23 protein-coding genes are annotated in these 24,468 nt (G+C 71.4%); 12 read left to right on the forward strand and 11 right to left on the reverse strand.

The window, feature by feature from the left end; translation table 11 throughout:
• The first annotated feature begins 46 nt into the window (after positions 1 to 46).
• Positions 47 to 895 carry a hypothetical protein gene (locus tag AB0I67_RS32180; protein WP_357931179.1) on the forward strand — a complete coding sequence of 283 codons (849 nt, stop codon included), beginning with the start codon at positions 47 to 49 and terminating at the stop codon, positions 893 to 895.
• 16 nt (positions 896 to 911) lie between these two features.
• Here AB0I67_RS32180 and AB0I67_RS32185 read toward each other — a convergent pair whose 3' ends face one another.
• Both AB0I67_RS32185 and AB0I67_RS32190 read right to left on the reverse strand, forming a co-directional pair.
• Positions 912 to 1,301 carry a nuclear transport factor 2 family protein gene (locus tag AB0I67_RS32185; protein WP_357931182.1) on the reverse strand — a complete coding sequence of 130 codons (390 nt, stop codon included), beginning with the start codon at positions 1,299 to 1,301 and terminating at the stop codon, positions 912 to 914.
• A 42-nt stretch (positions 1,302 to 1,343) separates the two neighbouring features.
• Entirely contained in the window at positions 1,344 to 2,291 is a 948-nt protein-coding gene (locus AB0I67_RS32190; RefSeq protein ID WP_357931183.1) for a DUF418 domain-containing protein, read from the reverse strand.
• A gap of 136 nt (positions 2,292 to 2,427) precedes the next feature.
• Here AB0I67_RS32190 and AB0I67_RS32195 point away from each other — a divergent pair, with 136 nt between their 5' ends.
• From AB0I67_RS32195 to AB0I67_RS32215, 5 genes are all read left to right on the forward strand, one after another.
• Positions 2,428 to 3,312, forward strand: a complete 885-nt coding sequence (locus AB0I67_RS32195; RefSeq protein WP_357931186.1) for a TIGR01777 family oxidoreductase — start codon at positions 2,428 to 2,430, stop codon at positions 3,310 to 3,312.
• A gap of 73 nt (positions 3,313 to 3,385) precedes the next feature.
• Positions 3,386 to 4,003, forward strand: a complete 618-nt coding sequence (locus AB0I67_RS32200) for a hypothetical protein (protein WP_357931188.1) — start codon at positions 3,386 to 3,388, stop codon at positions 4,001 to 4,003.
• Positions 4,000 to 4,311: a transcriptional regulator gene (locus AB0I67_RS32205; RefSeq protein ID WP_357931190.1), complete on the forward strand. Its 312-nt coding sequence runs from the start codon at positions 4,000 to 4,002 to the stop codon at positions 4,309 to 4,311. Before AB0I67_RS32200 ends, AB0I67_RS32205 begins: the two co-directional genes overlap by 4 nt.
• A 1-nt stretch (position 4,312) precedes the next feature.
• Entirely contained in the window at positions 4,313 to 5,194 is an 882-nt protein-coding gene (locus AB0I67_RS32210; protein ID WP_357931192.1) for an ABC transporter ATP-binding protein, read from the forward strand.
• Positions 5,187 to 5,924, forward strand: coding sequence for an ABC transporter permease (locus AB0I67_RS32215; protein ID WP_357931195.1), 738 nt, complete (start codon positions 5,187 to 5,189; stop codon positions 5,922 to 5,924). Before AB0I67_RS32210 ends, AB0I67_RS32215 begins: the two co-directional genes overlap by 8 nt.
• A 70-nt stretch (positions 5,925 to 5,994) precedes the next feature.
• Here AB0I67_RS32215 and AB0I67_RS32220 read toward each other — a convergent pair whose 3' ends face one another.
• The 8 genes from AB0I67_RS32220 to AB0I67_RS32255 form a co-directional block, all read right to left on the reverse strand.
• Entirely contained in the window at positions 5,995 to 7,371 is a 1,377-nt protein-coding gene (locus AB0I67_RS32220; protein WP_357931197.1) for a trypsin-like peptidase domain-containing protein, read from the reverse strand.
• Between the two features lie 328 nt (positions 7,372 to 7,699).
• On the reverse strand, positions 7,700 to 9,214 hold the full coding sequence (locus AB0I67_RS32225; protein WP_357931199.1) for an acyl-CoA synthetase: 1,515 nt from the start codon (positions 9,212 to 9,214) through the stop codon (positions 7,700 to 7,702).
• Positions 9,215 to 9,231: 17 nt separating this feature from the next.
• Positions 9,232 to 10,248: a C39 family peptidase gene (locus tag AB0I67_RS32230; protein WP_357931202.1), complete on the reverse strand. Its 1,017-nt coding sequence runs from the start codon at positions 10,246 to 10,248 to the stop codon at positions 9,232 to 9,234.
• A 63-nt stretch (positions 10,249 to 10,311) separates the two neighbouring features.
• Positions 10,312 to 10,875 carry a hypothetical protein gene (locus AB0I67_RS32235; RefSeq protein WP_357931204.1) on the reverse strand — a complete coding sequence of 188 codons (564 nt, stop codon included), beginning with the start codon at positions 10,873 to 10,875 and terminating at the stop codon, positions 10,312 to 10,314.
• A 151-nt stretch (positions 10,876 to 11,026) separates the two neighbouring features.
• Entirely contained in the window at positions 11,027 to 11,863 is an 837-nt protein-coding gene (locus AB0I67_RS32240) for a MetQ/NlpA family ABC transporter substrate-binding protein (RefSeq protein ID WP_357931207.1), read from the reverse strand.
• Positions 11,864 to 11,872: 9 nt separating this feature from the next.
• A complete protein-coding gene (locus AB0I67_RS32245; protein ID WP_357931209.1) occupies positions 11,873 to 12,529 on the reverse strand; it encodes a methionine ABC transporter permease in 657 nt (218 codons plus the stop codon).
• Positions 12,526 to 13,476, reverse strand: coding sequence for an ATP-binding cassette domain-containing protein (locus AB0I67_RS32250; protein ID WP_357931212.1), 951 nt, complete (start codon positions 13,474 to 13,476; stop codon positions 12,526 to 12,528). The genes AB0I67_RS32245 and AB0I67_RS32250 overlap by 4 nt, the downstream gene beginning before the upstream one ends.
• Before the next feature lie 303 nt (positions 13,477 to 13,779).
• Positions 13,780 to 15,054 carry an MFS transporter gene (locus AB0I67_RS32255; protein WP_357931215.1) on the reverse strand — a complete coding sequence of 425 codons (1,275 nt, stop codon included), beginning with the start codon at positions 15,052 to 15,054 and terminating at the stop codon, positions 13,780 to 13,782.
• A gap of 499 nt (positions 15,055 to 15,553) precedes the next feature.
• On the opposite strand from AB0I67_RS32255, the gene AB0I67_RS32260 reads away from it, so the two are divergent.
• On the forward strand, positions 15,554 to 16,231 hold the full coding sequence (locus AB0I67_RS32260) for a hypothetical protein (RefSeq protein WP_357931218.1): 678 nt from the start codon (positions 15,554 to 15,556) through the stop codon (positions 16,229 to 16,231).
• A 99-nt stretch (positions 16,232 to 16,330) separates the two neighbouring features.
• Here AB0I67_RS32260 and lon read toward each other — a convergent pair whose 3' ends face one another.
• The gene (gene lon / locus AB0I67_RS32265; protein ID WP_357931220.1) at positions 16,331 to 18,685 is read right to left on the reverse strand and encodes an endopeptidase La; all 2,355 of its coding nucleotides are present in this window, start codon (positions 18,683 to 18,685) and stop codon (positions 16,331 to 16,333) included.
• 165 nt (positions 18,686 to 18,850) lie between these two features.
• Here lon and AB0I67_RS32270 point away from each other — a divergent pair, with 165 nt between their 5' ends.
• The 5 genes from AB0I67_RS32270 (at position 18,851) to AB0I67_RS32290 (ending at position 24,467) form a co-directional block, all read left to right on the forward strand.
• Positions 18,851 to 20,116, forward strand: coding sequence for a histidine kinase (locus AB0I67_RS32270; RefSeq protein WP_357931222.1), 1,266 nt, complete (start codon positions 18,851 to 18,853; stop codon positions 20,114 to 20,116).
• A 219-nt stretch (positions 20,117 to 20,335) separates the two neighbouring features.
• Positions 20,336 to 20,995, forward strand: coding sequence for a response regulator transcription factor (locus AB0I67_RS32275; protein ID WP_357931224.1), 660 nt, complete (start codon positions 20,336 to 20,338; stop codon positions 20,993 to 20,995).
• Positions 20,996 to 21,397: 402 nt separating this feature from the next.
• Positions 21,398 to 22,105 carry an alpha/beta hydrolase gene (locus AB0I67_RS32280; RefSeq protein ID WP_357931227.1) on the forward strand — a complete coding sequence of 236 codons (708 nt, stop codon included), beginning with the start codon at positions 21,398 to 21,400 and terminating at the stop codon, positions 22,103 to 22,105.
• Between the two features lie 224 nt (positions 22,106 to 22,329).
• A complete protein-coding gene (locus AB0I67_RS32285; protein ID WP_357931229.1) occupies positions 22,330 to 23,784 on the forward strand; it encodes an acyltransferase family protein in 1,455 nt (484 codons plus the stop codon).
• Between the two features lie 29 nt (positions 23,785 to 23,813).
• Positions 23,814 to 24,467, forward strand: a complete 654-nt coding sequence (locus AB0I67_RS32290; protein WP_357931231.1) for a biliverdin-producing heme oxygenase — start codon at positions 23,814 to 23,816, stop codon at positions 24,465 to 24,467.
• Position 24,468: the final 1 nt, after the last annotated feature.

Below are 24,468 nucleotides of genomic sequence, written 5' to 3' on the forward strand. Positions count from 1 at the left end.
GCCTGCCGGCATGGACACCATACCTACTGGTCGGTATCTTCACCCCATGACGCTCGCACGCAAGACCTGGCGCACGCTGGAGCCGTACCACGGGATGATCTACTTCTCCCCCGAGGCGGAGGCCGCCTATCGCGACCTCGGGCTGAGCGGGCGGATGGGCTACTTCGCCTCCCGGTCCGCCGCCATGGGCGCGGTCTCGGCCGAGGTGGTCGTCGCGACGTTCGCGAACTTCAACCCCGAGCTCGTACGGCAGGCGATACCCGCCGCGTGGGGCATCGCCGGCCCCGAGCAGCTCCTCGCCGCGCGGCTGGGGGCGGTCGACGCCACCTTGCGGCGGGTCCTGGGCGAGGCGGTGGCCTCGGCCGAGATGGCGCGCGCCGCGACGCTCGCCCGGCAGGCGGCCGAGGCCATCGGGGACGATTCCGTGGCCCGGCCGCTGTACGCCGCGCATGCGGCGCTTCCCTGGGCGGACGCGCCCCACCTGGTGCTCTGGCAGGCGCAGACGTTGCTGCGGGAGTACCGCGGCGACGCGCACCTCGCCGCGCTCCTGACGGCAGGCCTCAACGGGATCGAGTCGCTCGTCACGCACGCGGCCGCCGGCGGTCCACCGGCCGAGGTGCTCCGCCTCAGCCGCGGGTGGACGGCCCAGCGGTGGGCGGAGGCGCTGGACGGCTTGCGGGCACGTGGCCTGCTGAGCCCGGCTGCTTCCGGGAGCGAGCCGCACCTCACCCCGGAAGGGGCCCGGGTCCGCCAGGAGATCGAAGACCTCACCGATCGGCGCTCGGCCCGCCCCTACGAGGCACTGGGCGAGGACGCCTGCACCGAGCTGCGCGGGCTCGTCCGGCCGTGGAGCAAGCTGCTGGCCACCGAGGTCATCGGTCGGGCCTTCGGCTAGCCGCGACCCCGTCCCCTCAGGACGAGGAGAGGGCTTCCTGCTGGATGCGGTCGAACTGGGCGCCCATCGCCTCCGCCAGAGCCTGCGCCCCGGAGAGCGGCCTCACCATCACGGTGAGGTCGTCGATCAGGCCGTCCTCGTTGACGTGCAGGAAGTCGCACCCGTGGATCCGCTTGCCGTTGACCGTGGCGGTGAACACCAGCGCGTGGTCGGCCCCGTCACCGATCTCGCGCACGTACTCGAAGTCCTCGAACACCCGCAGCACCCCGCGCAGGATGGCGGCGGTGATCGCCTTGCCGGGGTAGGGCTTGAAGGCCACGGGACTGGTGAAAACCACGTCCTCGGCCAGCAACGCCTCAAGGGCCGCACCGTCTCGGGCCTCGACGGCCGCGCGGAAGGGATGCACCGGACTCCACCTACTCACCTAGTCGACTACCTGCATTGAACACTAGCCACGCACCTCGCTCGCCGGCCGGTGCGTAAGTGGGCGGCCCCACCAGGTGACCCGGCGCCAGCACCATTCGAGCGGCCCGGCCGGGAAGGATCTGAGCCACAGCACGCTGAAGAGCCACTGCACGGCCAGCACCAGAGCGGCCAGGCCGAGGACGTGCCCCCAGGTGGCGAGGCCGGCCAGGCGGGCGGCGCCGAGGACGAGCAGCGTGGCGCCCAGGTAGTTGGTCAGCGCCAGCCGTCCGAGCGGCGCGAACACCGCCTCCAGGCCGGGGGCGAGCCGGGTGCGCATCAGGAGAGCCAGCCCGGTCACGTAGGCGCCCGCCATCAGCAGTCCGGCCACCGCGCCCGACAGGCTGAAGCCGGTGAGCTCGACCTCGCTCCATTGCCACGCCACGGCGGGCACGGCCGCGGCCAGGAAGAGGGCGAACGCCACCGCCAGAGGCCGGCCCAGGCTGTCGAGCCGGTACGGCAGGCCGTACCGGCTGGCGGCCAGGCCGAGCAGGAACATCCCCGGGATCAGCCCGATCCCGCCCTGCGTGACGGCCAGCGAGGCCGCGGTCGCGGCCAGGCCGGCGGCGAGGGCCACGGCGCGGGGCAGGTAGGAGGCGGGCAGGAGCACGACGAGCCCGCAGACCGCGTACGGCAGCAGCGCCTCGCCCGGCTGCCCGAGATGATGGAGCGCGCCGAGCACCGCCAGCGCGGCCAGCCGCCGGACCAGGAGGAGCCGCGGGCGCGGGTGACGTCGCGCGGAGCCGTCGAGGAACAAGGTGAAGCCGACGCCGAAGAGGAAGGCGAAGATCGGGAAGAAGCGCTGGTCCACGAGGAGGTTGAGCGCGACGCCGTCCGGCGGCGGGGGCACCTGGGCGATCGGGACGAGGTTGGCCGGCAGGATCCCGCAGAGGGCGAAGCCGCGCAGCACGTCGAGGGTGGCGATCCGGGTCATGAGCGACGAGGTTAGACAGGCCGGGCAGGGGCGCGGATCGGGCGAAAGTACGGCTTGACCGGCCGCAAGGAGGAGAGCGGCGCCGGGGAGGGTGCCGGTGGGGGGGTGGGGGTGGTTGCGTCGTGATACTCGAAGCATGAAGTTCGTGCTCGCCGGTGGCACCGGCGCTCTGGGGCGAAGCCTGTCGAAGGATCTCACCGCGCACGGCCACGAGGTGGTCGTGGTGTCCAGGCGGCCGGACGGCCGCGGGCCGTACCGGACGATCGGGTGGGACCGGGCCGGCCTGGCCGAGGAGCTGGGCGGCGCGGTGCTGGTGAACCTGGCGGGCGAGCTCGTGGACCGCCGCCCGACGCCGGCGAACATCGAGCTGCTGACCCGCTCCAGGGTCGAGCCGACGCGGAAGCTCGCCGAGGCGGCGGCCGAGGCTCCGCCGGCGGTGTGGATCCAGCTCAGCACGCTGGCGATCTACGGCGACGCGGGCGAAGCCGTCCTGACCGAGGAGGCGCCGCCGGCCGCGGGCCCGCCGCAGATGGCGGGGGTGGCCAGGGCGTGGGAGGCGGCGGCCGAGGGGGCGCCGCGCGGGCGGCAGGCGGTGCTGCGCACGGCTGTGGTGTTCGACCGCGACACCCCGGCGCTGAACCGGCTGGCCGGGCTGGCCCGGTGGGGGCTGGGCGGCCGGGTGGGCAGCGGGCGGCAGTGGGTGAGCTGGCTGCACATCGACGACTTCCTCGCGGTGGTCCGCCGGACGGCCGAGGACCCGGAGCTGTCGGGCGTGCTGCACGTGACCAGCCCTGAGCCGGTGCGCAACGCCGAGCTGATGGCCGCCTTCCGCCGGGCGGTGCGCCGGCCGGCCAGCCCGCCGACGCCGGAGTTCCTGGTCAAGCTGGGGGCGCTGGTGCTGCGGACGGACCCGGCGCTGGCGTTGACCGGCCGCCGGTGCGTGCCCGCGAGGCTGGCCGCGGCGGGGTTCGAGTTCCGGCAGCCGAGCCTGCCGGAGGCTCTGGAGGACTTGCTCCGATAAATCCGGACCCGTTCAGGGGTGGAGTTGGCCCGGCAAGCTGGTTTAAGATACAAACTAGTTTGGAGGGTCGACAATGGAAGACGAAGCCCGGATGACGCCCGAGGAGAGCCTCAGCCTCATCCGCCAGCAAGAGGCCGCCACCATTCACCGGCTGGTGCCGAACCCCTTGTTCACCTACACCCCCTGGGGAGTCTCCTGGCTGGTCGGTTACGGCCTGTTCTTCCTGTCCTACGGGCTGGACGGGACGCCGATCCTGCCGATCCCGTGGGGGTGGGCCCTGGCGGTCCTGCTGGCCCTGCAGTTGCTCGCCTTCGGGGTGATGTTCTACGGCATGACCCGGTCGAGCCTGCGGGTCAAGGGCAGGTCGGCGCGGAAGTCGGCGATGTTCGGCATGGCGTGGGGCATCTCCTACCCCACGGCGATGGCCGCCGCCTCCCGCTTCGGCCCGCTGCTGCCGCCGGCCGAGATCGGGCTGTTCTACACCTGCCTCACCCTGGTGCTGGTCGCGGTGCTCTACATGGCGGGCTCGGCGGTCTGGGGCGACCAGCGGATGTTCTTCCTCGGTGCCTGGACCGCGGTCGTCGTCTCGGTGGGCGCCATCGCCGGCCCGGGCATCGCGTGGCTGCTCTTCTCCCTCCTGCTGGGCGGTGCGTTCATCACCATCGGGGTCCTCGGCAGGCACCGCCCATGACGGCGCAGCTCCCGGACCTCGACCCGGTGATCCACGCGCAGGCCAGGCTGCGCGTGATGGTCACGCTGAGCAAGCTCGCCGACGGCGACCACCTCGCCTTCCCGAGCCTGAAGGACGTCCTGGGCATGACCGCGGGCAACCTCTCGGTGCACCTCACCAAGCTGGAGGAAGCCGGCTACGTCGAGATCGAGAAGACCCACAAGGGCCGTACTCCGGTCACCTACGTCTGCCTGAGCAGGCGCGGGCGGCTCGCCTTCGAGGAGTACAACGCGGCGCTGCGCGCGCTGCTCGACACGGGGAAGGACTGACATGACGGCATTAGTGAAGACCGTCGAGGTGACCAGGCGCTACGGGGACGTGCTCGCCCTGGACGGGGTCTCCCTGGAGGTACGGCAGGGCGAACTCGTGGGCCTGCTCGGTCCCAACGGCGCCGGCAAGTCCACGCTGATCAACCTGCTGGTGGGCCTGCGCCGCCCGACCAGCGGCACGGTCGAGGTCCTGGGCGGCTCCCCCGCCGACCCCCGGGTACGGCGAGGCATCGGCGTCACCCCGCAGGAGACCGGCCTGCCCAGCTCGCTGCGCGTCGGCGAGATCGTCGACTTCGTGGCCCGCCACTACCCCGCCGCCGTCGCCAAGGACGAGCTCCTGGGCCGCTTCGGCCTCGACGGCCTGGTCCGCAGGCAGGTCGGCTCGTTGTCCGGCGGCCAGCGCAGGCGCCTCGGCGTCGCCCTGGCCTTCGTCGGCGATCCGCGCCTGGTCTTCCTCGACGAGCCCACCACCGGGCTCGACGTGGAGGCCCGCCGCGCGCTGTGGGACGGCATCCGCGCCTTCCACGCCTCCGGCGGGACCGTGCTGCTGACCAGCCACTACCTGGAGGAGATCGAGGCGCTGGCGGAACGCGTGGTGGTGATCGGCGGCGGCCGGGTGCTGGCCGACGACACCGTCCAGGCGATCCGGGGCATCGTCGGGGTGAAGAAGGTCTCACTCCGCACCCCGGCCCTGCCCGAGCTGCCGGGCGTGCTCGACGTCGAGCACCAGAACGGCCGCGTGCACCTGGTGACCAGCGACTCCGACGCCCTGGTCACCGCCCTGGTGCGCAGCGGCGCGCCGTTCAGCGACCTGGAGGTCGCCCCGACCTCGCTCGAAGAGGCCTTCCTGGCCATCACCACGACGGAGGCGAGCCATGTATAGCCTGGTCATGGCGCACACCCGGGTGCAGATCCTGGAGCAGTTGCGCGTCCCGATCGGCCTGGTGGCCAGCGCGTTCTTCCCGTCGGCAGCGATGCTGGCCTTCGTGGTCCCGAACGTCTCCGGCCAGCTTCAGGCGACCATGGCGACCGGGTCGATGCTGCTGTTCACGCTGATGTCGATGTCGCTGATGGGCCTGGGCATCGGCGTGGCCTCCGACCGCGAGCTGCCGTGGGACCCCTACCTGCGCACGCTGCCCGCCGGTCCGGGGCCCCGGCTGGCCGCCCGGCTGATCGCGAACGCGTTGATCTCGTTGCTGGCGATGCTGCCGGTGCTGATCATCGCCGGCGCGCTCACCGACGCCTCCGTGCCGCCGCTGCGGTTGCTGCTCGGCCTGGTGGCGGCGCTGCTGGCGACGGTGCCGTTCGTGCTGATGGGCCTGACGGTCGGGTACCTGCTGCCGTCGAAGGCGGCGATCGGGGTGGCACAGGTGCTGTTCTTTCCGATCGCGGTGCTCGGCGGGCTGATGGGCGATCCGACGCACATGCCGGCCTTCATCGCGGCGGTCTCGCCGTACGTGCCGAGCCGGGGGGCGGTGCAGCTCATCTGGGCGGCGACCACCGACTTCCCGGTCGACTGGCTGCCGATCATCATGCTCGGCGTCTGGACCGTGGTGCTGGGGGCGCTGGCCGCCTGGGCCTACCGGCGCGACGAGGGCCGCCGCTTCAGCTGAACAAAGGGGGGGTGTGCCGCCGAGTCCGCAGCGATCTCGACGGCACACCCGTTCAGCGAGGGGGAATTCTCTACTGGGTCTTCTCCTTGAGGGTGACCTCCACGTCGTGGCTCTGGCCGTCCCTCATATATGTGATCTTGACCTTCTCGCCGACTTTGAAACCTCTTACCGCTCCTACCACCGTATCGCCGTCCTGGACCGGCTTGTCGCCGATTTTGGTGATGAGGTCCCCTTCCTGCAGTCCGGCCTCCGCGGCGGGGCTGTCCTTCAGGACCTGGCGGATGAGCGCGCCGGGCACGTCCCCGGTGGCGTCGGTGACGCTGACCCCGAGGTAGGCGTGCTTGACCTTGCCCGAGGTGATCAGCTCGTCGGCGACCTTCTTGGCGGTGTTGATCGGGACGGCGAAGCCGACGCCGATGTTGCCGTTGCTGCCCGCGGTGGCGATGGCGGTGTTGATGCCGATCACCTGGCCCGCGGCGTTGACCAGCGCGCCGCCCGAGTTGCCGGAGTTGATGGCCGCGTCGGTCTGGATGGCCCCGGCGATGGTCGTCCGGCTGCTCTGCTGCTGGGACTGCTGCGGGTTGCCCCACGGGAACTGCTCCTGCGGCGCGTCGTCGCCGACGCTGAAGGTGCGGTCCTTGGCGCTGACGATGCCCGCGCTCACCGAGCCGTCGAGGCCGAGCGGGCTGCCGATCGCCAGCACCGGGTCGCCCACCCGCAGCTTGTCGCTGTCGCCGAGGGCGGCCGGCTGCAGGCCGGAGACGTCCGCCGCCCTGATCACCGCGATGTCGGTGCTGGGGTCGGTGCCGACGACGGTGGCCTTGGCGGTCTTGCCGTCGCTGAACTTGACCGTCATGCCGTCGCCGCCCGCGCCCTGGACGACGTGGTTGTTGGTGAGGATCAGGCCGTCGGCCGAGAGCACCACGCCCGAGCCGGAGCCGGTGCGGCCCTCGATGGTGACCACGGACGGCTGCACCTTCTGGGCCACGTCGGCGACGGTCAGGGAGGTGCTGGCCTGCTTGAACACCGGGCTCTCGGCCGCCGGGCGGTTGGCGGTCACCGTGCTGGTGGCGATCGCCGCCCCGGCCGCGCCGCCGCCGAGGGCCATGGCGGCCAGCGCCAGACCGGCGATCGCCTTCTGGCCGGCGCTGAAGGCGGCGCGCTTGGGCTTGGGCTGGTCGGCGCCGAACGGCGGCTGCTGCTCGAAGGCCGCCCCGGGCAGCGGCTGGATCAGCGTGTCCGCCGCGGGCGGCGCGGCGAACCCCGGCGTCCGGGTGGGACCGGCCGGGGGCGGACCCGCGGGCCCGGCCGGGGTGGTGTTGTCAGTGCGTCCGAACCCGCCCGCCGCGGGCGGGGTGGCGCCGAACTGGGTCCAGCCACCACCCGCCGCCGGCAGTTGTTCGGTGCGGTCCTCGTTGCCCGGCTCGCGCGGCTCGTTCGCGTTCATTGTCTACTCCCTCAAGTCCCGATGACTCAAGAGTGCCAACACCCGCGTAAGAGCTGCTTAAGCCGGTGATCGTCCCGGGCCCGTCCGGCTGACGGACGGCTTATCCGCCCTGCTCGGGACGTGGTCCTCCGCCGGAAATCCGGGGGCACGGACTTCGCGTCAGCGGCGTCGCAACCTGCTGAACCAGCCGCGGACCCTCGCCTGGTTCCTCGGGTCGCGAGCCGCCCGCTTCACCTGCTCCACCTGCCGGCGGCCCTGGGGGCTCTGGAGATATCTGCGCAAACGATCCATCAGCTTCATACGCACCCCCTACCCGGGAGGCGTCGGCTCAGGCCCAGTACTCGTCCCGGAGCAGCCGCTTGTAGAGCTTGCCGGTGGGATGGCGCGGCAGTTCGTCCCGGAAGTCGATGGATTTGGGGCACTTGTAGTGCGCCAGCTTCGACCGGCAGTACTCGATCAGTTCGGCCTCCAGCACCGGCCCCGCCTGGTCCGGGTCCACCGGCTGGACGACCGCCTTGACCTGCTCGCCCATCTCCTCGTCCGGGATGCCGAAGACGGCGACGTCGGCGACGAGGGGGTGGACGGCGAGCACGTTCTCGGCCTCCTGCGGGTAGATGTTCACCCCACCGGAGATGATCATGTAGCTGCGCCGGTCGGTGAGGTAGAGGAAGCCTTCCTCGTCCAGGTAGCCGATGTCGCCGAGCGTCGTCCACCCGCGTCCCCGGGGGTCCTGGGCGGCGCGCGTCTTGTCCGGGTCGCCGTGGTACTCGAAGCGGGGCCCGTCGGCGAAGAAGACGGTGCCGTGGGTGCGCGGGGGCACGTCGTTGCCGTCCTCGTCGAGGATGTGCACCTTGCCGAGCAACGCGCGGCCGACCGTGCCGGGGTGGGCGAGCCAGTCGGCCGGGCTGACGTACAGGAAGCCGTTGCCCTCGGTGCCGGCGTAGTACTCGTGCACGATCGGGCCCCACCAGTCGAGCATCTGCTGCTTGACCGGCACCGGGCAGGGCGCGGCGGCGTGCACGGCGCACTGCAGCGAGGACAGGTCGTACTTGGCCCGCCGCTCCTCCGGCAGCTTGAGCATCTTGATGAACATGGTCGGCACGAGCTGGCTGTGCGTGGCCCGGTAGCGCTCCACGGCGGCGAGGTAGGCCTCCGGCTCGAACTTCTCCATGACCACGACGGTGGCCCCGAGCTTCTGGAAGGCCATGCAGTACCGCAGCGGGGCGGCGTGGTAGAGCGGCGCCGGCGAGAGGTAGACGCTGTCGGCCGAGGGCGCGAACAGAAACTGGATGAGCTGCAGGAGCACCCCGGGCTCGCTCATCTCGGCCCGTGAGAGGGCGGGTTTGACGCCCTTCGGCCGCCCGGTGGTCCCGGAGGAGTAGAGCATGTCCGCGCCCTGGCACTCGTCCGGGATCGGCATGGCCGGCTGGGCGGCGACCGCCTCCTCGTAGGAGGAGTAGCCCTCGGCCACCCCGTCGATCATGAGCCGGAGCTCGACCTCGGGCACGGCGGCGGCGACCTCGGCCAGGTCCGCCGAGGTGATGAAGGCACGGGCCTCGCAGTTCTCGACGATGTAGGCCAGTTCCTCGGCCTGGAGGCGGGGGCTGATCGCGGTGTAGTACAGGCCCGACCGGTGCGCCGCCCAGGCGATCACCAGGAAGAGCGGGTGGTTGCCGAGCATGAAGGCGATGTGGTCGCCCGGTTTGAGGCCGTTGGCGCGGAAGAGCTGGGCCAGCCGGTTGGACTCCTCGTCCAGCCGGCGGTAGGTGACGACCTCGCCGGAACCCGCCAGGATCACAGCGGGCTTGTCGGGGGTCACGGCTGCGATGGCTCCGGGGTACATGACCGAACAGTATTCTGTTAGGGCCGGATCACGTAAGTGGTTCCGGTGCTCGCGCGCAGCCACGCCCGCTCGAAGGCGGCCCGCGGATAGACCGCGCGCACGCCGGAGGCGGCCGGGTCGTTCACGATCACCTTGCCGTTCCGGGTGAAGCCGGTGACGACCATGAGGTGCCCCTCGCTGCCGTAACCGAGCTCGTCCCGGCTGAAGGCGAGCGAGACCACCGGCGGGACGCCCTGCACGATCAGCCGCTCCAGCGCGGCCAGCGAGGTGAAGCGCTCGACCCGCGCGTCGAGCCCGAACCGGCCGGCGTAGGCGGTGTTGAACGCCCAGTTCCCGGTCCCCCGGTAGCCGCGGTCGTAGGTATGCCGGGCCGCGTGGTCGACCCGGGGGTCGGGGTCGCCGGCCGCCACCCAGGCGAGCTCGGCGGGCGGCGGGCCCTTGCGCCAGTAGTGCAGCACCATCGCGGTCGCGGTCGGGCTGCACCAGCCGCGGCCGCCGTGCCCGGCGTGGGCGAGTTGCGACTTGCGCGGCACCGCCAGTTCCCGCCCCCACGCCTGGCCGCCCCGCTCCGCCGACGCCACCCCGCGCGCCGAGGCCACCGCGCCCAGCGTCCTGACCACCGGCTGTACGGCGGAGCCGTACGGCCTGCTCAGCGTGACGCGCAACCGGTAGGAGGTGACCGGCCGGCGGGCGCTGAACACGTCGGCCCGGACCCGGCCGTGCGCGTCGGACTGGCCCGCCACGGTGGTGCGCGGCCCGTGATAGGACCAGCGGCCCAGGACGTACCACCGCGAGCCGGGCACCTTCAGCTCCACCCGCAGCCGCGTGCCGGGCGGGGTGTCGGCGGTCCAGGACGGCACGATCTCGTCGGCGGCGAACGGCAACCGGCGCTCGGGCCCGGTCCAGACGGCCTCCTCGCGCTCGCCGCGCCGGACGAAAACGCCGGGCGAGACGATTTCCTCGCTTTGCTGAACAGCACGCGCCACAGGCGGCTGCGGCATCATCAGGAGCCACACCGCCAGCATTGTTCTCATGAAGCACAGATACGGCGAAGCCGTGATCCCTAAACGGGATCACGGCTTCGGCGTTGTTTCCGGTCAGGCGTGGTAGACGTCCTTGAAACCGGAGTGGTCGGTCTTCGGCTCGAACGGGTTGCCGCGGCTCACATCGACGGTGATGTGGGCGGCGTTCTTACCGGAGAAGGAGTACTCCTTCGGGTGCTTGCCGCAGTTCTTGAAGGACTTGTGGTAGGTCGAGCCGTCGAGCCCGACGACCTTGAAGGTCTCCCACGCACAGCCGTACTTGCCCCACCACTTCTTGTTGTGGAGGGTGCTGTGCACGACGAAGGGGTAGGTGGTCTTCTTCACCCACACCGGCACCTTGACCAGGCGCCAGACCTTCTTGCAGTAGAGCTTCCCGTCCTTCTTCTTGCAGACGAGGACCTTCTTCCACTTCTTCTTGTAGACCTTGTACTTGTCGACGACCTTGTCCACCTTGACGATTCCTTCTGCGGTGGACTTGCCGCTGGGCGATGAGTACGGACCCCATTTGGCCTCGACGGGGTACGTGCTCGAGGGCGCCGCGCTCGCCGCGACAGGCGCGCCCACGGCTACCGCGGTGGCAGCCGCGACGCCGATCATGATTCGTGAAACGAATCGCATGGCTGGTGTTCTCCTCGGGACGAGGTATTTGTCAAGCAATTCCTATGCCCCGAGGATTGCAGCACGCTTTCCATTCACTTAACACGGATGATCACGCTGAAGTCCCGCCGCAGGTAAGGCAGCTTATCTGAAAGAAAGCTGAAATTCGGCCCTATTCGGCGGCGATCACCGCGCCGGCGTACTTCTGCGCGATGAAGTCCTTGACCTCCTTGCTGCGCAGGAGCTCGCCGAGCTTGACGACCGCGGCGTCCTTCTCGTGGCCGGTCTGCACGACCAGGCCGTTGACGTAGGGGTTGGCCTCGGTCTTCTCCAGGACCAGCGCGTCGGAGCCCGGCTTGAGGCCGCCCTCGATCGCGTAGTTGCCGTTGATCACCGCGGCGTCGACGTCCTCCAGCGAGCGCGGCAGCTGGGCGGCCTCGATCGGCTTGAAGGTGAGCTGCTTGGGGTTGTCGGTGACGTCCCGCTCGGTGGCGGCGGTGCCCACGCCGTCCTTGAGCTTGATGACGCCGTTGTCGGCGAGCAGCTTGAGCGCGCGGCCCTGGTTGGTGGCGTCGCTCGGCACGGCCACGGTGGCTCCACTGGCCAGCGCGTTCACGTCGGTGATCTTCTTGGAGTACAGGCCGAGCGGCTCCAGGTGCACCGGGGTGACGAAGGACAGCTTGGTGCCCTTGGAGGCGTTGAAGTCGTCCAGGTAGGGCTTGTGCTGGAAGAAGTTGGCGCCGAGCTGGCCCTCGTCGAGCTGCACGTTCGGCTGCACGTAGTCGCCGAACTCCACGATCTCCAGGTTCAGGCCGGCCTTGGCGGCCAGGTTGTCCTTGACGAAGGTCAGGATCTCGGCGTGCGGCACCGGCGAGGCGCCGACCTTCAGCACGGCCGCCGGGCTGGCGCCGTCCTTGGCCGCGGCCGGCGTCGTCTCGGGCTGTGACGAGCCGCATGCGGTGAGCAACAGGGCAAGAGCGGCAGCGCCTACGATGGCGGGGATCTTCATGAGATTTCCTTACTTGTGGCTCAGGCGGCGGGCGACCCGGTCGCCCGCGCTCTGGATCAGTTGAACGATGATGATGAGGACGACCACCGTGGCGATCATCACGCCGGTCTCGAAGCGCTCATACCCGTAGCGTTTGGCCAGGTCACCCAGGCCGCCGCCGCCGATCGTGCCGGCCATCGCCGAGTAGCCGATCAGCGCGACGACGGTGACCGTCAGCCCCGCGACCAGGCCGGGCAGCGCCTCGGGCAGCAGCACCCGGGCGATGATCCGGCCCCGGCTCGCGCCCATCGCCTGCGCCGCCTGCACCACGTCCCGGCCGACCTCGCGCAGCGCGGTCTCGACGAGCCTGGCGAAGAACGGCGCGGCGCCCACGGTGAGCGGCACGACCATGGCCGCGGTGCCGAGCGTGGTCCCGACCACCAGCCGGGTGAACGGGATGAGCGCGATCATGAGCACGATGAACGGGAGCGAGCGCCCCACGTTGACGACCAGCCCGAGGACGCCCTTGAGCGCCGGCATCGGGCGCAGCCCGTCGCGGTCGAGGGCCACCAGGCTGATGCCCAGCGGCAGCCCGATGAGCACGGTGAAGAGCGTGGCCCAGCCGACCATCAGGGCGGTGTTGCCGGTCTCCTCGGCCAGCAGCGGCATCAGCTCGTCCCAGGTCATGCGGCCACCTCCACCAAAAGCCCGCGCTCGCGCAGGTAGGTGAGGGCGCTCTCGCGCTCCTCGCCGGCCAGCTCGATGCGCAGCCGGCCCACCGAACCGGCGGCCAGCTCCTCGATCGCGCCGCCGAGGATGTTCACGTCCACGTCGTACTTGCGCACGACCGCGGAGATGACCGGCTCCTCGGGGTCGCCGGTGAAGGTCACGGTGACCTCGCCCGGGCGGGCGGCGGGCAGGGGGAAGATCTCCCTGGTCAGCCGCGAGCCGGGGGTGCGGAGCAGGCTCGCGATGGTGCCCTGCTCCAGGATGCGGCCGTCGGCCATGATGGCGGCGGAGTCGCAGATGCTCTTGACGACGTTCATCTCGTGGGTGATCAGCAGGATGGTCAGCCCCAGCTCGTGGTTGAGTGAGCGGAGCAGCTCCAGGATCGACTCGGTGGTGGCCGGGTCGAGCGCCGAGGTGGCCTCGTCCGACAGCAGCACCTCTGGCCGGCCGGCCAGCGCGCGAGCGATGCCCACCCGCTGCTTCTGCCCGCCGGACAACTGGCGCGGATGGTCCTTGCCTCGCCCGCCGAGCCCGACCAGCTCCAGCAGGTCGGCCACGCGGCGCTCGCGCTCGGCCCTGGGCACCCCCATGACCTCCAGCGGGAAGGCCACGTTGCCCGCGACCGTGCGGGAGCTGAGCAGCGCGAAGTGCTGGTGGACCATACCGATGCGCTGCCGGGCGCGGTTGAGCTCGCGCTCGCCGAGGCCGGTCAGGTCCTGGCCGGCGACGGTGACCGTACCGGCGTCAGGCCGCTCCAGCAGGTTGACGCAGCGCAGCAGCGTCGACTTGCCCGCGCCGCTCTGGCCGAGCACACCGAAGATCTCGCCCTGGCGCACGTGCAGGTCGACGCCGTCGAGCGCGACGGCCGAGCCGTACGACTTGCGCAGGCCGGAAGCCTGGATCACGAAATTTCCCCACGTGAGTTGGATGGAACGTCAACAGAGCCGCAGCCGGTACGGCTACCGCGTACCCGGGGGAAAGGGCAGGTGGGTCAGGCGACGCAGCACGAAGCTGGGAGGAATCACGGTTCGTCAGAACTTTCGCGGAGAACGGATGGGGCGGGTCAGCGGGCCGGTCGGCAGCACATCAGGCCGCCGGTGGCGCGCATGCTCGGCATTCGCCCCATACGCATGACGCGACACATGAGGTCGCCGTGGGCGCTCATGGTTTTCGCGTATGCCTCGTTCACGCTCGTGCTAACAGTCCCTTTACCTGCCGCTATTCCGGACATCTGGTGTGATCTGCCTCACCGTGTCCGGTCGGGTGGCGCCCAGCCCGGCCACCACGACCGTGGTGAGCAACACGTAGCCGCCCGCGAGCAGCAGCGGCGCGGAGAAGGCGCCGGTGCTCTGCCGCAGCCAGCCGATCACGGGCGGTCCGGCGATGGCGGCGAGGTGGGCCAGCGAGTTGACCAGCGCGATGCCCGCCGCCGCGGCCCGGCCGGACAGGAACTCGGTGGGCAGGCTGTAGGTGATCGGCACGGCGGCGAACTTGCCCATCGCGGCGAGCACCAGCCCGGCCAGGACCAGCAACGGCGCCGAGGCCAGTCCGGCGAGCGCGAAACCGGCGGCGCTGAGCAGGCAGGCGGCCAGCAGGTGCCCGGCCCGGTCGCCGGTCCGGTCGGAGTGCGCGCCCCAGGCCAGCATGGCCAGGACGGCGAAGCCGTACGGGATGGCGCAGATCAGGCCGATCCCGGTCTCCCCCGCGTGCGGCCAGAGCTGCTCGACCATCTGCGGGAGGAAGAGGCTGAGCAGGTAGGCGCCGAAGACGCTGCCGCTGGAGACGAAGGCGATGGCCAGCACCCGCCGGTTGAGCAGGCCGGCGCGGGCCGGGCGCTCCGGCGGGGTCTCCCGCGCGAGGTCCGCCAGCAGTTCGGCGCGCTCGGCCTCGGTCAGCCAGCGGGCCTGGGCGGGCCGGTCGGGCAGCACGAACCAGACCGCCACGCCGAGGACGACCGCCGGGAGCGCCTCGACCACGAACATCGCCTGCCAGCTCACCTGCTCCACCAGCCAGCCGGACACCGGGTTGGCGACCAGGAAGGAGACCGGGATGCCGGCCATCAGCATCGCGATCAGCCGGGCGCGCTCGCGCTGCGGGAACCAGTAGGAGAAGTAGAGGATGACGCCCGGGAAGAAGCCGGCCTCGGCCATGCCTAGCAGGAAGCGCACGACGTAGAGCTGCTCGGGGGTGGACACCAGGGCGGTCGCGCCGGACAGCAGGCCCCAGGTGACCATGATCCGGGCGATCCACCGGCGGGCGCCGACGCGGTGCAGGACGAGGTTGCTGGGAATCTCGCAGAGCGCGTAGCCGACGAAGAACGCGCCCGCGGCCAGGCCGAAGCCGGCCGGGTCCAGGCCGATCTCCTCGCCCATGCGGAGCTGGGCCATGCCGATGTTGGTGCGGTCGATGTAGCAGATGACGTAGGAGGCGATCACCAGCGGCAGGAGGCGGCGGCGGACCTTGCGGAGGAGTGGTGCGGTCACGATGCGTGACGATACCCTCGCGCGCTGTGGATCATTCGCGGCACTTCGTGGGACGGCTGAGTCGCATGTTCCGACATGTCGCACAATGGAGGGCATGTCTTACCCGCCGCCAACTCCGCCCGGCCACCCCAACGGCCCCCGTCAACCAGGGCAGGTCCCCGGCGGTCCCCCTCCTCCCCCACCCGGTTATGGCCCGCCTCAGGGCGCTCCCGGCCAGCCCCCGCCACCTCCCGGCTACGGCCCCGGCCCTGGTCCCGCTCAGGGCCCCGGCCCGTACGGTCCCGGCCCTGCTCACGGCCCCGGTCCTGCTCACGGTCCCGGTCCTGCTCACGGTCCCGGTCCTGTTTACGGTCCCGGCCCTCAGGGCGGCCCGGGTTACGGACAGCCACCCGGACCGGGCGGACCCCCCGGGTACGGCCAGCCCCCCGGCTACACCCAGCCGCCCCCTCCCCCGCGCAAGAGCAACGGCCTGGTCATCGGCCTGATCATCGGCTTCGCCGTGGTCCTGCTCGGCGGCGGCGGGGTGGTCGCCCTGATCTACGCCCTCGACGACAAGCCGTCCACCACCGTGGTGGCTTACCCCGAGGCCACCAAGATCCCCACCGAGCCCGCCACCGAGCCCGCCCCCGAGGAGACCACCCCCGAGCCGAGCCCGGAGGAGAGCACCACCCCTGCCGAGGAGCCCTCGGAGACCCCGAGCACCACCACCCAGGGCAAGCCGCTCACCGTCGAGGAGTTCGGCGCCGACTGGAACTTCCGCCTGGGCGAGACCGCCTTCCAGGCCGAACGCGTCGGCGGCTGGCGGCACGACACCTGCGGACCCCTGGACGGCAAGAACAAGCCGCTGTCCAAGAACGACTGCGACCACGGCGTCCTGATGGCCTACTCCGGCTACGGCGGAAAGATCAAGGCGAACGTCGTCCTGCTCGCCTTCCCCGACGAGGAGCAGGCCAAGGCCGCCCTCAAGGGCATCGCGGTCGACTCCAACACCACGATCCGCTGGCGGATGGACCTGCTGCACAAGGACTTCGCCTACGGCAAGATCCGCTACAACAGCACCGGCCGCTACGTCGTCGCCACCGTCGTCACCGGCGCGCAGGCGGAGAAGACCCGCGCCGAGCGCTTCCACCGCTACCTGCAGACCGACTTCGAAGGCGTCTTCGTCTTCCGCGGCTAGCGGCCGGCCGCCAGACATGACGCTGCCCCGCCGTACCTGATCGGGTACGGCGGGGCAGCGGTGCGGCGGGCCTGACCGGCGGCGCCGCGGCGCGGCCGGTCAGGCCGCGGCGGGGGCGGCCACCTTCGCCGAGGTGAGCGCGATCTCCAGCACCTCGCGCACGTCGCTGACGGCGTGGATGGTGAGCTGGTCGCGCACCTCCTGGGGCACGTCGTCCAGGTCGGGCTCGTTGCGCGCCGGGATGAGCACCGTGGTGATGCCCGCCCGGTGCGCCGCCAGCAGCTTCTGCTTGACGCCGCCGATCGGCAGGACCCGCCCGGTGAGCGAGATCTCGCCGGTCATCGCCACGTCCGGGCGGACCTGGCGGCCCGACAGGAGCGAGGCGAGCGCGGTGGTCAGCGTGACACCCGCCGAGGGGCCGTCCTTGGGCACGGCGCCCGCGGGGAAGTGCACGTGGACCGCGCGGTCCTTGAACGAGCCGACCGGCAGCTCCAGCTCCGCGCCGTGGGAGCGCAGGTAGCTGAGCGCGATCCGCGCCGACTCCTTCATGACGTCGCCGAGCTGACCGGTCAGGGTCAGGCCGGTGTCGCCGGTCTCGGGGTCGGCCAGCGAGGCCTCGACGTACAGGACGTCGCCGCCCGCGCCGGTGACCGCCAGGCCGGTGGCCACACCGGGCACGCTGGTGCGCTGCTTGGACTCGGGCAGGGAGGACTCGGGCACGAACCGGGGCCGGCCGAGGTAGTCGACGAGCGACTCGGCGGTCACGGTGACGGGCACCTCGTCCTTGGCGGCGACCTTGCGGATCACCCGGCCGACCGCCCGCTCCAGGGAGCGCACGCCCGCCTCGCGGGTGTACTCGGCGGCCAGGCGGCGCAGCGAGGCGTCCTCGAAGGTGATCTCCTCGGGCTCGAAACCGGCCTGCTTGAGCTGCTTGGGCAGCAGGTGGTCGCGGGCGATGGAGACCTTCTCGTCCTCGGTGTAGCCGTCGAGGGTGACGATCTCCATGCGGTCGAGCAGCGGCCCGGGGATGGCCTCCAGGACGTTGGCGGTCGCCAGGAAGAGCACGTCGGACAGGTCGAGCTCGACCTCGAGGTAGTGGTCGCGGAAGGTGTGGTTCTGGGCCGGGTCGAGGACCTCCAGCAGGGCGGCGGTGGGGTCGCCCCGGTAGTCGGCGCCGACCTTGTCGATCTCGTCGAGCAGGACGACCGGGTTCATCGAGCCCGCCTCGCGGATGGCACGGACGATGCGGCCGGACTGCGCGCCGACGTAGGTACGGCGGTGCCCGCGGATCTCGGCCTCGTCGCGGACGCCGCCCAGGGCGACGCGGACGAACTTGCGGCCCATGGCCCGCGCGACCGACTCGCCGAGCGAGGTCTTGCCCACTCCGGGAGGGCCGGCGAGGGCGAGGACGGCGCCGCTGCGCCGGCCGCCGACGACGCCGAGGCCCTTGTCCTGGCGGCGCTTGCGCACGGCCAGGTGCTCGATGATGCGGTCCTTCACGTCGTCGAGCCCGGTGTGGTCGGCGTCGAGCACGGCCCGCGCGCCGGAGATGTCGTAGGTGTCCTCGGAACGCTCGTTCCAGGGGATGTCGAGCACGGTGTCGAGCCAGGTGCGGATCCAGCCGGTCTCGGGCGACTGGTCGGAGGTGCGCTCGAGCTTGTCGACCTCCTTGAGCGCGGCCTCGCGCACCTTCTCGGGCAGGTCCGCGGCCTCGACGCGGGCGCGGTAGTCCTCCTCCTCGGTGCCGTCGGTGTCGCCGTTGAGCTCCTTGAGCTCCTTGCGGACCGCGGCGAGCTGCTGGCGGAGCAGGAACTCGCGCTGCTGCTTCTCCATGCCCTCCTGGACGTCCTTGCGGATCGTCTCGGCCACGTCGAGCTCGGCGAGGTGCTCGCGCGCCCACTCGACCAGCCTGGCCAGGCGGTCGCCCGGCTCGGGGGTCTCCAGCAGCTCGACCTTGCGCTCGGTGCTCAGCCACGGGGCGTAGCCGGCCGTGTCGGCGAGCACGGCGCCGTCGTCGATCTGGTTCACCTGGTCGACGACCTGCCACGCGCCGCGCTTCTGCAGGATCGTGGTGGTCAGCGCCTTGTACTCCTTGACCACCTCGGGGTCGGCGGTCCTGGTCGCCTCCAGGACGTGCGCCTCCACCCACAGGGCCGCGCCGGGGCCCGTGGTGCCCTGGCCCACGCGGGCCCGGCTGACGCCGCGCACCACCGCCGCGGGCTCGCCTCCGGGCAGGCGGCCGACCTGCTCGACCACCGCCTGCACGCCGACCGCTCCATACCGGCCGTCGATCCGGGGAACGAGCAGAACCCTGGGCTTGTTGCCACCGGATGCCTGGGCGGCGTCGATGGCCGCACGCACCTCGGAGTCGGACAGGTCCAGCGGAACCACCATGCCCGGGAGGACGACCTCGTCGTCGAGCGGCAGCACCGGCAGGATCAAGCTCTCACTCATCTGAACTCCAAAGGGTTGAGTTATACGGGCTCAACTTAGAGGAGTCGAGGGTTGTTCCCGAAGCTGAGTGAGTTCGCTGTGAGCGAATGTAATCAGGTAATCGGCCCGCTCGGGATGCTACTTTCGAGGGACGCGGGTTACGCCGTCGTCTCCTACGCTGGCAGGGTGCTCGCCGACCTCGTACGGCCGTTCACGCTGGCGCTGGTCAAGGGTTCCGCCGATCCCGCGCCCGCGCGGCCGGCCTTCACCGTCACCACCCCCCGCTGGCTCGGCCTGCTGCCGGTGCATCGCCTCCACCTGGCCTTCCTGGCCGACTTCGTGATCGCCTGGGTGGTCTTCGGCACCGCGCTCAACATGATGATCTCCGAGCACGACCGGCGACCGCTGGACGCCGGGATCGGCATGATCTACCTCACCGCGATCTCCACGGCGCTGCCCATCGTGCTGCGCCACCGCTGGCCGCTGGCCGCCTGGCGGATCCTCCTGCTGGGCACCCTGGCCACCGTCGTCGTCCCGCTGGAGCTGCACCGCTTCGCGCAGCCGGTCTTCCTGCCCGGCGTGGGAGTGGCGGCCGTGATGTGCCTCTACTCGGTCGCGGTGCGGTGCGAGCGCCAGATCACCCTGGCCGTCTGGGTCGTCTCGATCGTGTTCATGTGGAGCGTCGACCAGCACGCCTACACCCTCGGCGCCGGCGGCATCGGGCTCACCGTGGCCGCCCTGTTCGGCTACAACGTGCGCACCCGGCGCAGCGCCACCGAGAAGCTCGCCGAGGAGGAGGAACGCACCCGGCTGGCCGAAGGCGCGCAGGCCGCGCTGGCCGAACGGGCGCGCATCGCGCGCGAACTGCACGACGTGGTGGCCCACCACATGTCGGTGATCGCCATCCAGGCCGAGGCCGTGCCCCTGCGCGCCCAGGGCGACGCCGCCCAGCTCGAATCCGGCATGGCCGACATCCGGGGCCTGTCGCTGGAGGCCATCGCCGAGCTGCGGCGGGTGCTCGGCGTGCTGCGCGATCCCGAGGGGCGTACCGAGACGGCTCCCCAGCCCGGGCTGGACCGGGTGGGCGAGCTCGTCGCCAACGCCCGGACGGCCGGGCTGACCGTGGCCCTCACCTGGTCGGGATCCGCCGACGGGGTGCCGCAGGCGGTGCAGTTGACGGCCTACCGGATCGTGCAGGAGTCGCTCAGCAACGTCATGCGGCACGCGCCCGGCTCGCCGGTGGCGGTGGCCGTCGTGCGTGAGCCCGCCGAGGTCCGGGTCTGCGTGGTCAACGCCGCGCCGCGGGTCGTCCCGCCCCCGGTCGGCGGGGCGGGGCAGGGGCTGGCGGGGATGCGCGAGCGGGTCGCACTGGTCGGCGGTACGCTCACCACCGGCCCGACACCGGAAGGCGGCTTCTCGGTGGAGGCCCGACTACCGGTGGAACCGGCGTGACCCACGACGGGGTGCGGCGACGCTGCTCAACCGGGGAGTCCGACGTGATCCGGATGCTGCTCGCTGCCGGAGGGACAACGTGATCAGAGTACTGATCGCCGCTGAGGAGACGCCGTGATCAGAGTGCTGACCACGGCCGAGGAGACGCCGTGATCAGAGTGCTGACCACGGCCGAGGAGACCACATGCTCAGGGTGCTGATGGCCGCCGAGGGGACCACATGATCCGGGTACTGATCGCCGACGATCAGGGCATGGTCCGCACCGGGTTCACCACCTTCCTGGACACCCAGCCCGACATCCGCGTGGTCGGCGAGGCCGCCGACGGCCGCGAGGCGGTCGACCAGGCCGCCGCCCTCCAACCCGACGTGGTCCTGATGGACGTGCGCATGCCCCACATGGACGGCCTGGAAGCCACCCGGCAGATCTCCGCGCACCCCGACATCTCCGCCAAGATCCTCATCCTGACCACCTTCGACCTCGACGACTACGTCTACGAGGCCCTGCGCGCCGGAGCCAGCGGCTTCCTGCTCAAGGACGCCTCCGCCGCCCAGCTCGCCGAGGCGGTGCGCGTGGTCGCGGGCGGCGACGCCCTGCTCGCGCCCGTGGTCACCAAGCGCCTCATCCACGAGTTCGCCCGGCTCGGCGGCCCGCGCGCCCCCACCCGCCGCCGCCTGGCCGAGCTGACCGAGCGGGAGACCGAGGTGCTCGTGCTGGTCTCGCGCGGGCGCTCCAACCAGGAGATCGCCGCCGAGCTGATCCTGTCGGAGCAGACGGTCAAGACGCATGTCGGACGGGTGCTGATGAAGCTCGGCCTCCGCGACCGCGCCCAGGCAATCGTCTACGCCTACGAAACCGGCCTGATCCGCCCCGGCGAGTAACCCCCTCTTCCCACCGCCCCTGGCATACCGCCCGTCACAGCGCGCCAGGCTCCCTTCCAACAGGGGTTCCGTTTCACGAGAAGGCGGAACCGACCCGAGCAACCGCCACCTTTCCTTTCGCAGAAGGCGGCCTTCCCCCTCCGACGAGCACCGGTCGACCGGCTCACGAGCTCTACCCCCTTCCCGACCCCTTTCCCGGCCCCCTTCTGGGAGAGCGCGGGACGACCTAGCCCGGCGAGCAATCCTCGCCGCCCCTTTGCCCCGCCTCCCCTCTGTCCCGTCCCTCTCAGTCCCGTCCCCTTCCGTCCCGCCCCCCTCTGCCTCGTCCCCCTTTTGAGGGAGGCCGCGGCTTCACTCGGCGGCGGGACGCGGACTACAGACGCCGATTTCTAGCGTCACAGCATGTTCAAGCCGCTGACCTTGACCACCGCGCTCCTGCTGGCCCTCTCCGCCCCACCCTCACCGAGCCCGCCCGAACGGCTAGTGCGCGTGTACGGCGAGCTGGAAACCGCCACCCGAATCGCAGTGATCGTGCCCGGCTCCGACACCCGGGTGGCCACCTTCGAGCAGGCCACCCACCGCCCCGGCGGCGCCGCCCGTGCCCTGCTCACCGAGGCCGGCGCGCTGTCACCCGGGGTACGGCTGGCGGTCGTGGCATGGCTGGGCTACGACAGCCCGGCCACCTTCAGCACCGACGTCCTGACCGACACAGCGGCCCGGCGCGGCGGGACCGCATTGCGCACCTACCTGCGCAGCCTGCCCCAGGTGCCGATCACGCTGGTGTGCCACAGCTACGGCTCGGTGGTCTGCGCACAGGGCGCACCGGGCGCGCGGGTGGACGAACTGGCCGTGATCGGCAGCCCCGGCCTGGGCGACCCACCCGGCGCCCTCCCCCGATTGTGGGCCGGACGCGGGACGAACGACTGGGTCCGCTTCGTCCCAGGCGTGCGACTCGGACCGCTCGGATTCGGCACCGACCCGATGCACACCGGCCACGTCTTCGAGACCGGCCCCGGTGGGCACAGCGACTACTTCAAGCCAGGCACCCCCTCACTGCGCAACCTCGCCCTCATCACCTTGGGCCGAACTGCCGAGGTGAGCCGTGGCTGACCTCAGCACTCTGCGCCCGTCCGGCGAGGCGAGCCGCGACGACCGCACCGCCCCGAACCCACCCGCGGAGGTGAGCCGTGACGACGGCACCTCCCCGAACCCACCCGGCGATCTGAACCAGAGCGACCGTACCGCCCTCAACCCGACAAGCGAGGCGAGCCGCAGTCACCACATCGCGCGCGGCCGGACAAGCGAGGCGAGCCGTGGGTGACCTCGCTGCAGCGGTGCGGCGGTTGGATCGCGCGACCCCGCCCAGCCGCGACCGAGGGATCGACGCTCTGCGGGCGCTGGCGATCGGCGGGGTGGTGCTGGGGCACTGGCTGGTGACCGCGTGGGAGCCCGGGCCACGGATCTCCAGCCCCCTCGTGCACCTGCCACACCTCGCCCCGGCGTCCTGGGTGCTGCAGACGCTGGCCGTCTTCTTCCTGGTCGGCGGGTATGTGGCCGCGCTGGGGGTGCGCGAGCCGTACCGCACGTGGGTGGGCGGGCGGCTACGGCGGCTGCTAGGTCCGGTGGTGCCGCTGGTGGTGTGCTGGGCGGTGGTGGCGGCGTTCATGCCCTGGCCGACGCTGGAGGCCCTGGGGAAGCCGGCACTGGGGCCGTTGTGGTTCCTGGGCGTCTTCGTACTTCTGACCGCCGCCACTCCCATGCTGATGCGAGTACGGCACGGCGTCCCCGCGATGGTCGCGGTGGTGGCCGTGGTCGATCTGGTCAGGTTCGGGCTGGACGCGCCCGCATGGGTGGGCTGGCTGAACGCCGGGGCGGCCTGGCTGGTGCCGTACTTGCTGGGCCTGTCCTGGGCCCGCGGGACGGTCCGCCCGAGCATGGCGTGGTGGCTGCTCGGCGGCGGCGCCGCGGTGACGACGGTTCTGGTCGGCTGGGCAGGCTATCCGGCGAGCATGGTCGGCGTGCCCGGCGCGGACGTGTCCAACCTCAGCCCGCCCACCCTGGCCTCGGTGAGCTTCGGCCTGGCCCAGGCGGGGCTGGCGATGCTGGCGCGCGAACCACTGGGCCGGCTCATGCGACGAACGCGGGTGTGGGCGGTCGTGGCGCTGGTCAACCTGAACGCGATGCGGATCTTCCTCTGGCACCAGACGGTACTCGTCGCGCTGGTGGTCTGCGCCGCCGTCCTGTACGGCAGGCCCGACGGTCTCGGCTGGCTGGGGCTGAACCACAGGCCCGACGACCCGGGCCGGCAAGGGCGGGACGGGCCCGACGATCTGGGCCAAGGACAGGGCGGGCCTGACGTTCCGGGCCGGGAAGTACAGGGCGGGCCCGCTGCTCCGGGCCGGGAGGGGTTGCACGGCAGGTCCGGCGAGCTGGGCCGGGTAGAGCGGGACAGGTCCGACGAGCTGGGCGGGAACGGGTTGCATGGCGGGCCCGATGATCTCGGGCGGGTACGGCGGGGCGGGCCCGGCGAGCTGGGGCGGGTAGGGCGGGGCGGGCCCGACGAGCTGGGACGGGAGGGGTCGTATGGCGGACCCGAGGATTTCGATCGGGTGGGGTACGGCGGGCCGGACGAGCTGGGCTGGGTGGGGTTGCTCGGGAGGCCCGATGATCTCGGGTGGGTGGCCGGGCGGCTGGTGTGGGTGCCGGTGCTGGTCTTGGCGCTCGTCGCGACGGCAGGTTTAATGACATGGTGTCGTCAACAGTTTGACGAACGGCTCCGTCGTTTGTGACACTTCGTCATATAACCACTCGCGCCCCCATGGAGCCAGCCGTGACCGCCTTCTCCGAGATTCTCAAGACCGCGACCTGGGGCGACCACGAGTCGGCCGAGGACGAGAGCTACCTCAAGGAGCTGATGGGGGGCCGGCTGTCGGAGCAGGAGTACGGCGAGATGGTGGCGCAGCACTACTTCGCCTACGTCGCGCTCGACGGCGCCTCCAGGGCTCTGGCCGACCATCCGGTCGCGGGCCGCTTCGTCTTCCCGGAGCTGTACCGGGAGGCGGCGCTGGAGCGTGACCTGGAGACGATCTACGGCGCCGGGTGGCGGGAGCGCATCGCGCCCTCCAAGGCCACGCGCACCCTGGTGGCCCGCATCGAGCAGGTGGCCGACTGGCCCGGCGGGTACATCGCCCACCACTACACCCGGTACATGGGCGACCTGTCCGGCGGTCAGTTCATCCGCATGGAGCTGCAGAAGATCTACGGCTACACCAAGGGCGGCGGAGTGGACTTCTACTTCTTCGACGAGGTCGGCAGCCTGCCGCGGTTCAAGAACGACTACCGCGCCCGGCTCGACGCGCTGGAGCCGTCCGAGGCCGAGCAGCGGCGGATCATCGCCGAGGTGAAGCTGGCCTACCAGCTCAACACCGAGGTACTGGCCGAGCTGCTGCACGTGGTCAAGGCAGCGGCCTAGA

Source organism: Nonomuraea sp. NPDC050310, from assembly GCF_040655795.1.
GTDB lineage: Bacteria > Actinomycetota > Actinomycetes > Streptosporangiales > Streptosporangiaceae > Nonomuraea.